The sequence below is a fragment of the Exiguobacterium sp. s56 genome (assembly GCF_018618255.1).
In the GTDB taxonomy this organism is placed as follows: domain Bacteria; phylum Bacillota; class Bacilli; order Exiguobacteriales; family Exiguobacteriaceae; genus Exiguobacterium; species Exiguobacterium chiriqhucha.
The window spans coordinates 60,118-75,685 of the sequence record NZ_JACSLR010000009.1; the positions used below are offsets into that span (position 1 = coordinate 60,118).

The 15,568-nt window shown below is 53.2% G+C and carries 16 protein-coding genes and 1 riboswitch; of the genes, 15 read left to right on the forward strand and 1 reads right to left on the reverse strand.

What is annotated here, in order from left to right:
• Positions 1–188 precede the first annotated feature (188 nt).
• The 14 genes from KNP71_RS09840 to KNP71_RS09905 all read left to right on the forward strand — a co-directional run bounded on the left by KNP71_RS09840 (position 189) and on the right by KNP71_RS09905 (position 14,496).
• Positions 189–1,016 (forward strand): glycoside hydrolase family 191 protein, encoded by an 828-nt coding sequence (locus KNP71_RS09840; protein WP_241764562.1) that lies wholly within the window; start codon positions 189–191, stop codon positions 1,014–1,016.
• A 161-nt stretch (positions 1,017–1,177) separates the two neighbouring features.
• The gene (locus KNP71_RS09845) at positions 1,178–2,347 is read left to right on the forward strand and encodes a GAF domain-containing protein (protein ID WP_214830596.1); all 1,170 of its coding nucleotides are present in this window, start codon (positions 1,178–1,180) and stop codon (positions 2,345–2,347) included.
• Between the two features lie 4 nt (positions 2,348–2,351).
• Positions 2,352–3,290 (forward strand): tetratricopeptide repeat protein, encoded by a 939-nt coding sequence (locus KNP71_RS09850; protein ID WP_214830598.1) that lies wholly within the window; start codon positions 2,352–2,354, stop codon positions 3,288–3,290.
• Complete coding sequence (locus KNP71_RS09855) at positions 3,272–5,119, forward strand: DUF2194 domain-containing protein (protein WP_021065925.1); 1,848 nt, start codon at positions 3,272–3,274, stop codon at positions 5,117–5,119. The genes KNP71_RS09850 and KNP71_RS09855 overlap by 19 nt, the downstream gene beginning before the upstream one ends.
• A complete protein-coding gene (pelF, locus tag KNP71_RS09860) occupies positions 5,116–6,534 on the forward strand; it encodes a GT4 family glycosyltransferase PelF (protein WP_021065926.1) in 1,419 nt (472 codons plus the stop codon). Before KNP71_RS09855 ends, pelF begins: the two co-directional genes overlap by 4 nt.
• Positions 6,515–7,963: an exopolysaccharide Pel transporter PelG gene (gene pelG, locus KNP71_RS09865; RefSeq protein ID WP_214830599.1), complete on the forward strand. Its 1,449-nt coding sequence runs from the start codon at positions 6,515–6,517 to the stop codon at positions 7,961–7,963. The genes pelF and pelG overlap by 20 nt, the downstream gene beginning before the upstream one ends.
• 61 nt (positions 7,964–8,024) lie before the next feature.
• A riboswitch (TPP riboswitch) is annotated at positions 8,025–8,129 on the forward strand.
• Between the two features lie 81 nt (positions 8,130–8,210).
• Positions 8,211–8,885, forward strand: coding sequence for a thiaminase II (gene tenA, locus KNP71_RS09870; protein WP_214830600.1), 675 nt, complete (start codon positions 8,211–8,213; stop codon positions 8,883–8,885).
• The gene (gene thiM / locus KNP71_RS09875) at positions 8,882–9,670 is read left to right on the forward strand and encodes a hydroxyethylthiazole kinase (RefSeq protein ID WP_214830601.1); all 789 of its coding nucleotides are present in this window, start codon (positions 8,882–8,884) and stop codon (positions 9,668–9,670) included. The genes tenA and thiM overlap by 4 nt, the downstream gene beginning before the upstream one ends.
• The gene (thiD, locus tag KNP71_RS09880; protein ID WP_214830633.1) at positions 9,670–10,506 is read left to right on the forward strand and encodes a bifunctional hydroxymethylpyrimidine kinase/phosphomethylpyrimidine kinase; all 837 of its coding nucleotides are present in this window, start codon (positions 9,670–9,672) and stop codon (positions 10,504–10,506) included. The genes thiM and thiD overlap by 1 nt, the downstream gene beginning before the upstream one ends.
• Complete coding sequence (thiE, locus tag KNP71_RS09885; protein WP_029594509.1) at positions 10,478–11,116, forward strand: thiamine phosphate synthase; 639 nt, start codon at positions 10,478–10,480, stop codon at positions 11,114–11,116. The genes thiD and thiE overlap by 29 nt, the downstream gene beginning before the upstream one ends.
• 23 nt (positions 11,117–11,139) lie before the next feature.
• Complete coding sequence (locus tag KNP71_RS09890; protein WP_214830602.1) at positions 11,140–11,775, forward strand: SDR family oxidoreductase; 636 nt, start codon at positions 11,140–11,142, stop codon at positions 11,773–11,775.
• A gap of 134 nt (positions 11,776–11,909) precedes the next feature.
• Positions 11,910–13,475: a diguanylate cyclase domain-containing protein gene (locus tag KNP71_RS09895; RefSeq protein ID WP_021065933.1), complete on the forward strand. Its 1,566-nt coding sequence runs from the start codon at positions 11,910–11,912 to the stop codon at positions 13,473–13,475.
• Between the two features lie 45 nt (positions 13,476–13,520).
• Positions 13,521–13,970, forward strand: coding sequence for an OsmC family protein (locus tag KNP71_RS09900; RefSeq protein WP_021065934.1), 450 nt, complete (start codon positions 13,521–13,523; stop codon positions 13,968–13,970).
• Between the two features lie 88 nt (positions 13,971–14,058).
• Entirely contained in the window at positions 14,059–14,496 is a 438-nt protein-coding gene (locus tag KNP71_RS09905; RefSeq protein WP_214830603.1) for a GNAT family N-acetyltransferase, read from the forward strand.
• Here the strand turns inward: KNP71_RS09905 and KNP71_RS09910 are convergent, their stop codons facing one another.
• A complete protein-coding gene (locus tag KNP71_RS09910; protein ID WP_021065936.1) occupies positions 14,497–14,943 on the reverse strand; it encodes a DUF4385 domain-containing protein in 447 nt (148 codons plus the stop codon). It abuts the gene before it with no gap.
• Between the two features lie 67 nt (positions 14,944–15,010).
• Here KNP71_RS09910 and KNP71_RS09915 point away from each other — a divergent pair, with 67 nt between their 5' ends.
• Positions 15,011–15,562: a GNAT family N-acetyltransferase gene (locus KNP71_RS09915; protein ID WP_214830604.1), complete on the forward strand. Its 552-nt coding sequence runs from the start codon at positions 15,011–15,013 to the stop codon at positions 15,560–15,562.
• Positions 15,563–15,568 lie beyond the last annotated feature (6 nt).

The window sequence follows — 15,568 nt, forward strand, 5'->3', positions numbered from 1 at the left end:
TAGCAGATTTTTAGTGAGCGGAATCGGGCGAGAGACGTTTAGGTCGGGCCAGAACCGGGCAACTCTCAATAAATCGATTCTCATCCATTTTCTCCCTTCTAAAGAAACAATTAGCATGTTTACTCGTTGTTCAACGTCAAACGGACCGATTCACACCAAGACAGATTGCTCACCAAGGAGGTGTCCGCGTGCGACGATTGTGGCTTACCGGCTTATTGCTCATTTTCTTTTTAGGAGGATGTACGACACGAGAGCCGTTTGATTTTGATGAGATTCACTCTTACAAGATATTCTATAACATGCCGACCGAGGCGATTATCGAGGATATGGCTCGCTACGACCTCGTCATTATCGAACCGATTTGGTATACGCCCGAACAGATCGAGACGATTCGGTCGAACGGGACGAAAGTGTTCGGGTATATCAATGTGATGGAGGCGGATTCGTGGAATCGAGCGCTGATCGGCCAAATGGACAAGGATGACTACTTCTATCGGGATGGGGAACGGATTTACTTTCCGAAGTGGGACTCGTATTTGACCGATATCAGTTCGGCCGACTTTCGCAAAATTTTAATCCGCGAGATTCAAAAACAAGTCATCAACAAGCATTTGGACGGTATTTTCCTTGATACGGTTGGGGACATCGATGACGTCCATTTGGACTATCCAGAAGACTTAGCGGAACAGTTGGCTGGGCTCGAGGATTTTCTGCAGGCGATTGAGCGTGCGTATCCCGGCGTTCCGGTCGTTCAAAATTGGGGCATCGAGACGCTCGAACGGACGAGTGCCCCATATGTGGAAGGCTTCATGTGGGAAGGCTTCAACTACACCGAAATCACATCTGATTCGTGGTCGATGGAGATGCTCGACCGGATGAACGTGATTCAAGACGAGTATGGGATTGCCGTCCTCACCGTGTCCGATCAAGAGGAAGCGACCAGTCGGGACATGGCCGAAGCGAACGGTTTTATCCATTATCACGAGCCGACGTATTACAATACGTGGGATTTTTAGGTGTTGATTAGGGTATGAGGAAACTAGAAGATGCCGTCATCCACTACTTACATTCGTCTGCCTATGTGTTGGACCAGTAAAGAGGAACCAATCGCGAGGAGGGGATTATCATTTTATACGCTCAAGACCGTCCGTGGCTCAAATGGGTTGAGATTCTTGTCGTGTTCGCGCTGTTGATTGGAATCGATCTATTCTTTAATCTAGGCACGATTCAAAATGAGTTGAACATGTTTTATGCGGCCGCCATCTTATTCGCCTTACGATACGGCACTATCTTCGGCTTAATCAGTTTTGGCATCTTGCTCCTCTATAAAGTGTTATACACCGGCTTAATGGGAGGGGACATTTTCCTCTTGTTCTACGATACAAACTCACTTCTTACACTGTTTTACTACTTCGCCATCACCGTCATCGTCGGGTTGTTCAGCACCTCATTTCGAGAGCGTTATGAAATCAGTCAGTTCCGCAATGAGGAACTGAAAGATGAGAACACGTATTTGAAAGAGACCGTCGATTTACTCAACACTTCGCAAACGACACTTCGTCAAAAACTACTTCAATCCGAATACAGCTTGAACCAATTGTATGAACTTGCCGTATCGCTCGACTTGCCGCACCCGGAACTGATTCGAAGCGAAACGATTCGCCTGTTGAAAAAGACGTTTTTAGCGAGCGATGTCGCCATTTACCACGTCGACCGCTCCCAGAAATCGATGCGCCTCTTGATTCGGCAAACCGAAAAGAAAGAGTTCCCGCAAACAATTTTCCTCGACGAGGCGTCAAGCATGTTCAAACGGTTCTTCCAAGTGCAAGAGACGACACTCCGTCAGCTCGATGATGAGGACACGGACCCGATGTTGCTCGCGCCGATCGTCGTGGACGGACAGACACGTGAAGTCGTCGTCATCAAACGCTTGCCGCTCCGCAAGTTGACGACCGATGACTTGCACGTCTTGAATATCTTATTCTCGTGGATTGGGACGCGCGTCCAAAACGCCGAAAACCTGATTCGCAAAGAGCAGCACGAGAAAATGCATAAAGGCACCTCGTTCTATAAGAAAGAGGCGTTCACGGAACTGGTCGCCATTCAAGAACAAAAGAAACTTCACCACGGACAGCCGTATATCGTGCTCGATTATGCGCTCGGCTATGAACCGGTCTCGCTCGAGAGTATCGAGGCCATCGTCCACTCGTATTTACGGGAAATCGATGTCGTCGGCTACGATCCCGAAGACAACAAGCTGTTGCTGTTGCTCCCCGGAACGAGTGAAGAACACCGTCAACGGATTTATGATCGGATCGAAGGGATTTTGATCCAGAAGGGAGTGTGACGGGATGGAGCCGACGGTTCGTTTCGGATTGATTGGGATTTATGTCGTTCACGCCGTGCTCGCCTTCGTCTTGTTAATCGTATTGAAACGAAAGATGAAAGCACCCGACTATGGGGTCGCGGTGGCGGCCCTCAGTTTCGGACTGTTCCTGCCGTTTGTGGCTGAATTTGCTGTCTATGCGGTGTATCGTTTGGCCGAGCGCTTTGGCCGGAGCGGTCTGATTGAAGACTATGACGACTATATCGATTTCAAAGTCGTCAACTATGAACAGATTCGTCATGAAGCGAATAGTAGCGCGCACTTGTTGCCGCTCAACGATGCCATCAATTCTAAAGATCCGGCTATTCGGAAACATTCGATTTTGACGCACGTCAATCAGTCGATTGACCAACAAGGGAAGTATTTGCAGATGGGTCTCGAGAGTACGGACAGTGAGACCGTCCACTATGCGGCAGCGACGATGAATATCTTAATCGACCAGTATGAACAAGAACTGAAATTGGCAAAACGCGAGTATGATTTGGGAAATCCCGACACGATTCAACGGCTCGCGACAATCTATAAACGGATGATTCATAGCGAGCTCATCACTGAGGTCATGTTGAAGGACAAGCAGACCGCATGGCTCGAAGAATTGTTAAAAGCGAAGACGCTCTATCCCCCGACGCCATGGATTTATGAAGACTTGAACGAGATTTATCTCACGTTACAGCATCCAAAAGAGCAATTGAACATCCTGAAGGAGTACGTCCATCATTTCCCTGAACGAATCGAGGCCCACCTCATGCTCATCAACTTCTATTATGAGCGGGAGCGTTGGAACGAAGTGAAGGCGGTCATGTTTATGATGCAGACCCAGTTTTCGCTCGAGGATGTGCCGTATGAGTACCGACTGTTGTTTGAAGAATGGAGTGACACGACATCATGGAAAAACGAACTGTAATCTCATTCTCGCTCTTCATCGTCTTATTTCTAGTCATCGTCGGTGCGATTCAATACTTACGGATTCATTCGCTGCACACGTTACTGCCGAACGTCGCCGAGCAGCAGATGAATATCGATCAATTGAAGAGTGATGCGTCAGCGAAAGCGGGCGAACATCAACTTCAAATTTATCTCGTCCGGGATGAAGGAGATTTGGCGGTCGAGACGGCGGACAATCTGCGTCACGGCTTGCAGTACGCGAAGCTCGACGTGCGTGAAGTCAGTCCTGGTGCCGTCGGATCGATTGCGCCTTCTCCGTATACGATTATCATTTTTACCGGAGAAGATTCATCGAGATGGCCGTTCGTCGCGATGAAGCGTTACGTCGAACAGGGCGGCAACCTCGTGTTCGCGAACCGGTTCAAAGACCCCGCGTGGAACGCGTTGACCGGGATTGAAGAAATTGGTGAGTATGTGCCGGACGTATACGGCTTGAATTTCGAGGAGACGATTTTCCCGGGCTATGTCGACTTGAATCCGCCGGACGACCTGTTCGTTCATAGCGTCGTCGACTTTGCAATCGCGGATGACGCCAACGTCATGTTGTCAGCCGAAGGTTTCCCAATCCTGTGGGAATACGGAGTCGGCGAAGGGAACGTCCTATACTGGAACACGACCATCACGAACCAAAAGATGATTCGCGGACTGTTCGTGCAGACGCTCGGCACGATGCCACCGGCGTTCGTCACGGCACAAGCGGCCATCAAACTCATGTACATTGATGATTTCCCGGCACCGGTCATGGATGGGAAGATGAAAGATGTCTCTGCCACCCCGCTTGATAAATCCGTCAAAGACTTCTTCGCCGAAGATTGGTGGGAAGACATGGTCGATTTAGCGAAAGACGACGATGTGATTTATACAGGTGCCATGATTGGGACGTATGAGGAAGAGATGGAACTTGTCGATGAGCAGTTGATTAAGCGCGGCGAGTTTCCGATGTTGTATTTCGGGCGAAAACTGATTGCCCACGGCGGTGAAATCGGCCTGCATGGCTACAATCATCAGTCGCTCGTCACGGCCGATGAACCGATTGATCCGACGTATGGATATATCCCGTGGAAAGATAAAGACGAGATGAAACGGTCGTTATTACAGGCCGAATCCGTATTTGCGAACTATTTCCCGGCCGAGACGCTCAAGTCATACGTCCCACCGTCGAACGCGCTCAACCGGACGGGAGTCGATGCGATTGCCGAGGCGTTGCCGGAACTTCGTACAATCGCCTCGCTCTACACCGGAGAACCGGAAAGCGGGGATTTCGTGCAAGAGTTCGAATTTGATGCGACGCACCCGAATCTCTATCATTTCCCGCGCGTGACGAGCGATTACGGGGAAGAGCGCGGCTCGATTTTTCAGATGGTCGATGCAATCGCCAACTTCGGCGTGTTTTCACACTTCATTCACCCGGATGATGTCATCGATCCAGACCGGGCCTTCGGACGGGACTGGGATACGATGTTCACGAGCCTGCGAAAAATCGTCCATGACGTGAGAGACCAATATCCGCATCTCGAAGCGTATACGCAACATTACGCGACCGAAAAGATGATCACCTACCAACAAGCTGATTTGAACGTCACGTTCGATGAGTCGACGGTCTATTTGGCCGGGGAAGGGCTCGTCAACCCGTCTCATTTTACGATTCGCCTGAAACCGGGCCAGTCACTCGAGACAGGAAAGTTTGATTTCGGGACGGTCGAGCAGTGGGAGGCCGACCGACCGCTCTATCTCGTCAAACTGACATCGGCGAACGCTGAGATCGACATCAAGGGGGAAGCGCAATGAAAATCGGACTTGTCTTAGAGGGCAGTTATCCGTACGTGAGCGGAGGCGTATCGAGCTGGACGCAGACGTTAATCGAGGCGATGCCCGAGGTGTCGTTTGAAATCATCTCGATTCAACCGACCGAGAAACGGCCAGAAGACATGAAATACGCGCTCCCTCCGAACGTCTCCGGCATCACCCATCTGTATTTGAACGACGTAGGTGAACGCGCGAGGGGACGATTGAAGTGGGGTGCCGACGACGAACAGAACGTGTCGGATTGGCTCATGTTAAGAAGCCCGAACCGGCAAGCGTTGCGACTACTCGGGAAAGAAGTGCCTTCGAGCGAGGCGTTTTTCGCGAGCGAGTTCTTTTGGCGCAACGTGAAGGCCGCCTACGCCGAAGAGATGAACGGCGGCTCGTTCATCGACTATTTCTGGATGTGGCAAAGCATGTACACCCCGATTTTGCGGGTGCTCCATCAGCCGCTCCCGAAAGTCGACCTCGTCCATTCCGTATCGACGGGTTATGCCGGGGTAGTCGCTTCCTACATGAAAGAGACGCAAGGGATCCCGTTCATCTTGACCGAGCATGGCATTTATTCCCGTGAACGCGAGGAAGAAATTTTACAGTCGTATTGGATTCCGGCGCCGTATAAGCCGAGATGGGTCCGGTTCTTCCACCACTTGTCCCGCGAGGCGTATAACGCGGCCGATGAAATTATCACCTTGTTCGAGCGGAATCGCGAATATCAGGAATGGATCGGCGCCCCGAGCGAGAAGACGAAAATTATCGCCAACGGGATTGCCGACCGACAAATCCAGGCGACGGTCAATCGTCCGGAGCACGACCTCTTTCAAATCGGTGCCATCGTCCGCCTCGTTCCCATCAAAGACTTGAAGACGATGATTTACGCCGCCAAGATTTTGCAGGAGCGGCATCGTCTGTTCAAACTGACAATCATGGGTCCACTCGACGAGGATGAAGAATATGCGGAAGAGTGCCGTCTGCTCATCGAACAGAGCGGATTGAGCGATTATGTCGAACTGGCCGGGAAAGTGGACGTCCAAACGTATTTGCCGACCTTTGATCTACTGCTCCTGACGAGCATCTCGGAAGGGCAGCCGCTCGCGATTCTCGAAGGCATGGCCGCCGGGATTCCGTGGGTCGCCACCGATGTCGGCGCCTGTTCCGAGCTTTTATACGGACGAGCGGATGACCCGTTTGGTCCGGCCGGTTTCATCGTGCCACCGGTTCATCCGGAAGCGGTCGCCGACAAAGTCGAATGGATGATGGATTACCCGCAGGAACGAATGCGGTTCGGCAAGAACGGACGGGAGCGGGTCCGCCAATATTATCGTCTCCAACAAGTCGTGGACCGCTATAAGGCTATCTATGAAGCGAGGAGGGAACAGTATGGCGGGCATCGGGTTTAAGTTACAGAAGTTGTTCCAAGAAGACTACTATTCGTCCCGGCTGAAGGCGTACACGTTCTCCGGCCTCGTCACATCCGGACCGTGGTTGATTGTCATCTTGGTCGTCGGTACGATTCAATGGTTGGCGTTCCAAATGCCGACGTTGTCGCTCGCCGAACGGACGCTCTTCATGATCTCGGTCTCGTACGCGTTCATCTTCTCGCAAATCTTGTTCAGTTTTCAACAGCTCGTCGTCACCCGATACGTGGCGGACTTGTTTTATGAGAAGAAGGCACATGAGATTTTCCCGGTATTCACCGGGATGCTCAAAGTGACGATTCTCGCTGCAGGCTTGCTGTATAGTATCTTTTGGCTATTGTCGCCGCTCGATTTTCTGTACAAACTGACGTTGTTCGTTTTATTCATGACGATTAACGTCATCTGGGTCATGTTTTTGTTTCTCAGTGCCGCCAAGTATTATCAAGCGGTGGCCTATAGCTTCCTGCTCGGTGGACTCATCTCGGTCGGGAGCGTCTATGCGATCAGCCGTCTCATGGTCGACCCGTCGAGTCTCGAGCTGTTGCTCGGTTTCACGGTCGGGATGATTGTGACGTTGTTCGGGTTATTCTTCGCGATGCTCCGGACGTTCCCACTCCGTTACGCGGTGAAAGAGTTCTCGTACTTCAAGTACTTCGACCGCTATCCGGACTTGTTCGCCATCGGCGTGTTGTACGTGCTCGGGATTTGGGTCACGAATTTCATCATCTGGTTCGGTGAAGGACGTGTCATCATCGCGGACTCGTTCCTGTTCAACCCGTATTATGATACGGCCATCTTCTGGTCGTACTTGACGATTATCCCGACGCAACTGTTGTTCGTCGTTGCCGTCGAGACCCGGTTTTATGAGCGCTACCGTACGTTTTATGGATTAATCAACTACGGCGGGGCACTCCATCAAATCGAGAAGGCGAAACAGACGATGACGTCCGTATTGAAAAATGAGTTGATTCGACTCGCACGGAGCCAAGGCGTGGTGACGCTGTTCGCCATCCTGATGGCGGGCGTGTTCGTCAGTTGGATTGGTGTCCCGGATGAGATCGGTCAAATCTTTCGGATGACGACGCTCGCGGCGTTCGCGAATGCGATGATTCTCATCTTGACGTTGTTGTTGCTCTATTTCGAGGACCGGCGCGGCGCGTTGTTCGTCAACATCTCGTTCTTCACGTTGAACGCGTTGTTCGCGTTACTGCTCTTGCCGCGCGGCATCGATTGGTACGGTGTCGGCTTTGCCGTCAGCACGACGATCACGTTCTTCTTGGCCGGCCTGCGTTTGATTTATTATATGGGCAAAGTCGATTATTACGTGTTCGCCGCGTCGAACCGTCGCAAGCTCGGCACCGAGCGGTTCTCGCAAATGGGGACGTTGTTGAACCGGCGCTTTTCGCGATAAAGGGTTTTCAGTACAGGGAAAGACTGATATGATGTGGTCGTAGACGACCGAATTTCATAATGTTTACCACTAGGGGAGTCGCGTGACGCGGCTGAGATGGACGAGGTCCAGACCCTTTGAACCTGATCTAGTTCACGCTAGCGTAGGGAAGTGGGCGAACCGATTGTTTTCGTACACTTTGTGTAAATCCGACGCCGCTTCCGTTATGGAAGGCGGCGTCTTTTTTGATTACAAAGGAGGAGAAAACATGACATTCACCGCACATTTACGACAAGAGGCCGATGCCTTGTTTCAAGCCAGCTTTGACCATCCGTTCGTCCGCGAGCTCGGAACGGGTGAACTCGACGAGGCGAAGTTTCGGCATTACGTCATGCAAGACTCGTATTATTTGAACCAGTTCTCGAAAGTACAGGCGAAAGGCGCGACACTCGCCCCGAACATGGAAGTGGCGAGCCGCTTTTTGACGCACGCGCTCCATACCATCGAAGCAGAGCATGCGCTTCACCGTGAGTTTTTCACCTTGCTCAACGTGACGGAGGCGGAGTGGGCGACGTTTGAGCCGGCCCCGACGGCTTACGCCTATGCGCTCCATATGCAACAGGCCGGTCCAACGCTCGGTGATGTGCTCGCGTCGATTTTGCCGTGCTATTGGGTTTATTACGAGATTGGCGAACGCATGAAAGACGCGACACCCGATCATCCGATTTATGCGACGTGGATTGCGACGTACGGGTCGGAATGGTTCCGCGACCTCGTCGAGGAACAGATTGAACGACTCGACGTGCTCGCTGGGCAGGCGACGGCGGAAGAACGCTTTCGGTATCAACAGTTGTTCTTGAAGAGTTGTTATTATGAACATGCGTTTTGGGAGATGGCGTGGACGCTCGAGTCGTGGGATTTACCGGCGGGGGTGACACGATGAAGCGCGACTTATGGGACAAAGTCAGAGCCGAACGGCCACTCATCCACAACATCACGAATATCGTCGTCGCCAACTTTTCAGCGAACGGGTTGCTCGCCATCGGGGCGGCCCCGGTCATGGCGTCAGCGGTTGAAGAAGTGGCCGAGATGGCGTCTTTAAGCGATGCGCTCGTGCTCAATATCGGTACACTCGATGCAATGACGGAACGTACGATGATTCGAGCCGGACAGGCGGCGAATCAAGCAGGTAGTCCGATCGTCTTCGATCCGGTTGGTGTCGGGGCGACCTCATTTCGGCGCGACGTCGCCCAGGCGATTCTGCAATCTGTCCGTGCGACGGTCATCCGTGGGAATGCCGGAGAAATCGCCACATTGATTGGTCTCGACGCGGCGGCGCGCGGCGTTGACGCCGGGGAAACGCGGGATGATTTGAATCACATCGCGCGTGAAGCGGCTAAGCGCTACAACTGTGTCGTTGCCGTGACCGGAGAGACGGATATCGTCAGTGACGGGGACGTGACGATTGAAATTAAAGGCGGCACTGGCGCGATGGCCCGGACGACAGGGACCGGTTGTTTACTGAGTGCGGTCGTCGGTGCGTTCCTTGCGGTCGAACGGGATGCGGTTACGGCCACGGCGACAGCGCTAGCCGGTTATGCCCGGTGCGGGGAACTCGCTACCGCTTTGGCCGACGGGCCGGGTGACTTCCCCGTTCACTTCTTGAATGAGCTCGGCAAGATGACGGCGGTCGAGTTGCCGAGTGACCGCATCGAGGTGGTGTCATGATACGGCAGCAAGTGTTGACGATTGCCGGTTCGGATTCGGGCGGTGGCGCTGGCATTCAAGCTGATTTGAAGACGTTTCAAGAGCTCGGTGTGTTCGGGACGAGTGTTTTGACGGCTGTCACGGCCCAAAACACGCGTGGGGTGCATGGGGTCGAGGCGGTGTCACCAGAACTCGTGACGCAACAACTCGATGCAATCGGTTCAGACTTTATGATTGCAGCGTGCAAGACCGGGATGTTGTTCGATGCGGCGCGCATCGAGGTGGTCGCTGACGGGGTGCGGCGTCACACATTCAATCGGCTCGTCGTTGACCCGGTCATGATTGCGAAAGGCGGGGCCTCGCTGCTTCAGGATTCGGCGGTCCAGGCGCTCAAGACATCCCTCTTGCCGCTCGCGACCGTCGTCACACCGAACGTGCCGGAAGCGGAAGTGTTGACGGGCATGACGATTCGGACGTTTGAAGACAGCATCGAAGCAGCAGAACGGATGTTAGCGTACGGTGTCCGTGCCGTTATTTTAAAAGGGGGACATCTCGATGGCGCAACTGCGGACGATTTGGTCATGACGGCGTCAGAGGCGTTCCTCCTGTCGGCCCCGCGCATCCAGACGAGTGACACGCATGGCACCGGTTGTACGTTCTCGGCAGCGCTCACGGCGGAACTGGCCAAAGGCCATTCTATCCTCGAGGCGACGGTGACCGCCAAGCGATTCATTCAAAGTGCCATCACGCATGGACTCGATATCGGTGCCGGACATGGACCGACGAATCACTGGGCGTATGCGACACATGGAGAGGCAGGTGTGACGCTTGAATCCATCACAACGAACCATCGCTGAGCAGTTGCGGCTCTACTTTATTTGCGGAACCGCGAACGCGGAAGACATGCTCCAGACGGTGGAAACGGCACTTCAATGTGGCGTGACATGTTTTCAATTTCGTGAAAAAGGTAAACATGCACTGTATGGGGATAAAAAAGAAGCGATGGCGAGAGCGTTGCAAACACTCTGCCGCTCATACGATGTTCCGTTCATCATCAATGATGACGTCGAACTAGCAGAGCGCATCGATGCCGACGGCGTGCATATCGGACAGGATGATGCCGAGGCCGCACGCGTTCGTAAGCGAATCGGCCCGAACAAATGGCTTGGTGTCTCGGTGCACACGCTCGAAGAAGTAGCGGCGGCCATCGAGCATGCGGATTATGTGGGCATCGGTCCGGTCTACCCGACGAATTCGAAAGAAGACGCCGGGGCAGTGAACGGGACGGTGCTCATCCGCCAAGTTCGAGCCTTGTATAGAGAGCTGCCAATCGTGGGGATTGGCGGCATCTCACCGGAACACGTTTCGATGATTCGGAACGACGGGGCGGACGGCGTCGCCGTCATCTCGGCCATCGCTTCTGCACCGGATGTGGCCATGGCCACACGGCGTTTCGCTTGTCTCTGAATTCAACTTGAGGAGGAAGACAGATGAACGTATTTGTAATAGGCGCGAATGGACAGATTGGAAAACAGCTCGTCGAACGATTGCACGAGGAAGGGAAGCATCAAGTCACGGCGATGGTGCGGAAACAAGAGCAACTCGACGACTTTACATCGAAAGGCTATCAAGCCGTATTAGGCGACCTCGAAGGTGACGTGTCGTCACTTGAACAGGCGATGTCTGGGATGGACGTGGTCATCTTTGCGGCCGGTTCGGGCGGTAGTACCGGAGCCGACAAGACGCTGTTAATCGATCTTGACGGCGCGGCGAAAAGTGTCGAGGCGGCTCAGGCGAACGGGAATGTAAAACAGTTCGTCATGGTCAGCGCCTTGAAGGCGGAAGATCGTTCGGCATGGCCGGAAGAGATGAAACCATACTATGTCGCGAAGCATCATGCCGATCGTTTGCTCGAGGAGAGCGGACTGACGTATACGATCGTTCGTCCGGGCGCCCTCACGGACGACGCTGGCACGGGCAAAGTGAAGACGGGCGACGTCTCAACGGGTGAGATTCCACGTGCAGACGTGGCGGCCTTCTTGGCCCACCTCATCGGTCATGACGCGGCCTACAATCAAGCGATTGACCTCGTCAAAGGCGACACGGCAATCGAAGACACGTTATAAAAAGAGATGACGACTGCGAGCGGACTTGGTTCCGCTCGCTTTTTGTATGGATGTGTCCGCGCACTCGAGAAAGGATTCGCTTCGACCGATAGAGAAAGTAAGAGATGGATTTGTTTGAAGAAAGGGGTCTATCCGTGACCACACTATTTCTCTATATGGCCGTTTATTTACTTCCGGCTTTCTTATTGAGCCACCTTGCCCTTGATGTTTTGCTCCGGAACCCTCGCCAAGTCGAGCATCGACTGCTCAGCCTGTTCGTATTTGGCTACGCGATGTTGTTCTTGGCCGAGTTTGGACGACATCTGTCCCCAATTGAAGCCAGTCCCGCCTTCGTCACCTATTGGTTCGGCAACGCTGGCATTTTGATTTTTGTGTGTTCCGTCCACTTCATCGTCAAAGTGACGGGAGTCGGGGCGAAACTGCCGAAATGGATGTATCCGTATGTCATCTATTTGCCGCTCGTGCCGGTCGCGTTGACGTTCATCCGCCAAGAGAACATTTTGAACAGTCAGCGGTTCGACCAAGTCGGCGTCTGGATTTATCCTGAGTTCAACGCATCGTATTTGACGACGATGACCGTCGGCAACGTGTTCCATTTTCTCATCATCCTGTTACTCGTCTATGCACTCAAACGCGCCGATCGGACCGAGCATCAACGTGTCCTGCGCATGCTCATTTGGACCGCTGTCGCCGTCCTCATCTGGGACATCGTCTTCGGCTATTTCCAGTTCCGTGGCATCATGCCACCGTATGCGTATATGTATGGGGGCCTCGTCTGGACGGTCGCCCTCGTCGTGGCGATGAACCGACTCGATTTCCTCGCGTCTTATGCGAAACGATACGGTACCCTCTACAACTTGAATCCATCGGCAATTCTCCTCGTCGACGACACCGGTCGCATCGAGAGTGCGAACCCGGCTGCGCGTATGTTGTTCCATACCGTCCGAGTCGTCAATGAGCGTTTCATCGATTTATTGCCCGAGAAAAAGCGGGACGAATGGTGTGAACACTACGCTCAACATTTTAATGCGCAAAAGAAGTTTCTCGAGTTCGAGACGAAGATTCAGACAAAATCAGGACAAGAGCGGTACGTCGTCATCGACGGGGACTTCGTCTATATCGACCAGAAGATTCATGGCATGATTTTGATTCGGGACGTCCATACGTTCAAAGAAGCCGAGCAATCGATTCGCTTCTTCGCCTATCACGACCCGCTCACGAAACTCGCGAACCGTCGCGCGTTTTATGAACAGGCCGATCAGGCGTTACTGCAAGCGGATACGCTCGCGCTCGTCATTCTCGACCTCGATGGTTTTAAAGGTATCAATGATACGTACGGCCACCAGGTCGGTGATGATTTCCTCGTTCATCTCGGTGTCCTGCTCGAAACGGTGACGCCGGAAACGGGTCTCGCCTCGCGGGTTGGCGGTGATGAGTTTTATATGTATTTGACGGATGTCGAAGCAGACGAGATCGTCGCGTTCGTCGAACGATTGCAATCCGAATTGGCCGAGCGGCCGTTCCGACTCGGACGGGAGACGATTCCGATTCGAGCGAGCATCGGGGTCAGCGTCGCACCGGGTCAAGGGTCAGATTTAGACACGCTTATTCACAAAGCCGATCAGGCGATGTATCAAATCAAGCAACACGGTAAAAACGACTATGCGATTTATGACGAGGTGTTACACGGACCGAAATAACGGGAACGAGAATGAAGATGGTACCTTGATAGAGGAGGAGACGATATGACTGAAAAACCGTTAGTGACGATGCGCGCCGAAGGGGAAGCGACGAGTGTGAAGACGACGGTGCACGTGCGTGACCTCGAGCCGTTCGTCGTCGATGAGCCGGAACGTCTCGGCGGAACGGACGCCGGTCCGAATCCGCTCGAATATTTGCTCGGGGCGTTGTCGTCGTGTACGACAATCATGATTGCCTACGTGGCGCAAGATCAAGATTTCAACTACGACGGAGTGACGTTCGTAACTGAAGGAACGCTCGACCCGCGCGGCTTCCAAGGCGTTGAAGGAGTACGGACGTATTTTGAGAAAGTACACGTCAACATCGTCCTCGATACGACCGAATCGGATGAACGGATTGCGGCGCTCCAGAAAGGCGTCGAAGCTCGTTGTCCGATCCATAATTTGATGCATGCGGCCGACGTCGACATCACGGCGACGTGGACACGGAAGTGAGGATGGGGCGACCCATCCTTTTTTTGATGCAGACAGGAATGTTTGCCGACGAGCACGAACAAAAAGAGACATGAGAAAGGAGGCTGTCATGGATATTCGCTCGATGACGCGACAAGACGCCCACGCGATTCAAGCGTGGACGTATGAGTCGCCATATGACTTTTATAATCAAGAAGCTTCAGCGGAAGGGCTGGATGAACTGATGGCCTATCAGGCCGTCCATGACGGTACACTGATCGGTTTTTACTGTCTCGGCCGATACGCACAAGTGCCGAACGATACATATGTCTACGATGACACATACATCGACCTCGGGCTCGGCATGCATCCGGACCGAACGGGGAAGGGAAACGGCCGTACGTTCGTCCAGTTGGTGATGCAAGAAGCGGCGCGCGAAGGCAAACCGCTCCGGTTGACGGTGGCCGCGTTCAACGAGCGGGCGATCCATCTCTATGAGCGGCTAGGATTTCAACAGGTCACTTCGTTTGAAAAAGGGTCGACCCGTTTTCTCGTCATGACCCGGTAATCATCCGTACTGTTTCTGGTGGGCTTTCTTTCGCTTCAAATAGTCTTCATCTGCTCGAAGTTGGTCCCATCGTTCCTTGAAGATGCGGGCCGATTCCGCCTTTTCTTCATCGATTTGTCGGTCGTGGATGTCGCCGTCGTCCTTATATTTTCGTCCGCCTTTATAGTTGGCGTAACGTCTCGCCCGGGTATAGCCCATCTGGATGAATTTGCGGGCCATATCCATTCCGACGAAATCATCGTTGGCCCGGTATTTTTCGAACAGCTCCATAATCTCATCAGCGGACTGTTTGGCGATGTCTGGCGTCTTGAAACGCCAATGGGGGAGAATCTCACTTTTATACGGTTCGACGAGTAGGACGCCTTGTTCACCTCGTCCGACTCGATACAGCTCCGGTTGTTTACGGAAATCAATCGTTTCAAAATCTAAATCATAATCAAACGGCATCGTCATCCCTCCTCATGGACTCATTCCCGGAACGAATCCGAGGGAAACGACAGAAAGGAAGAACAAGATGATTCAACTTGATACAGACCGGCTCCAGTTGCGGGCGTTTCAACTCGAGGACGCTGAACAGATGTTTCGATACGCGCAAGACGAGCGGGTCGGACCAAAAGCAGGATGGGCGCCGCACCAATCGGTCGAGGAGACGCGTGACGTCATCCGGCTGTTCCAACAAGACCAAGACGTCTGGGCCATCACGTTAAAAGAGACGGGTGAAATCATCGGCAGTCTCGGGTTGCACGACCGCCGGCCGGACCCTGAGATTCAACATGACCGGCAACGCGAGATCGGGTATGTCCTCAGCCCGGACCATTGGGGGCAAGGGTACATCCCGGAGGCCGTTCATGAAGTGATGCGTCACGGTTTTGACGACCTCGACCTCGAGCGCATCTGGTGCGGTCATTTCGACTTCAACGACCAGTCGCGCCGTGTCGTCGAAAAGACAGGATTCACATACGTGTTCACGACATCCCAACAGTTGACGCGCTTAGATGGGCGCACTGTGCAGAGCCTCATCTACGTCGTGACGAAAGACGAGTATGAGGAACGCCGGGCTCAATGATGAGCC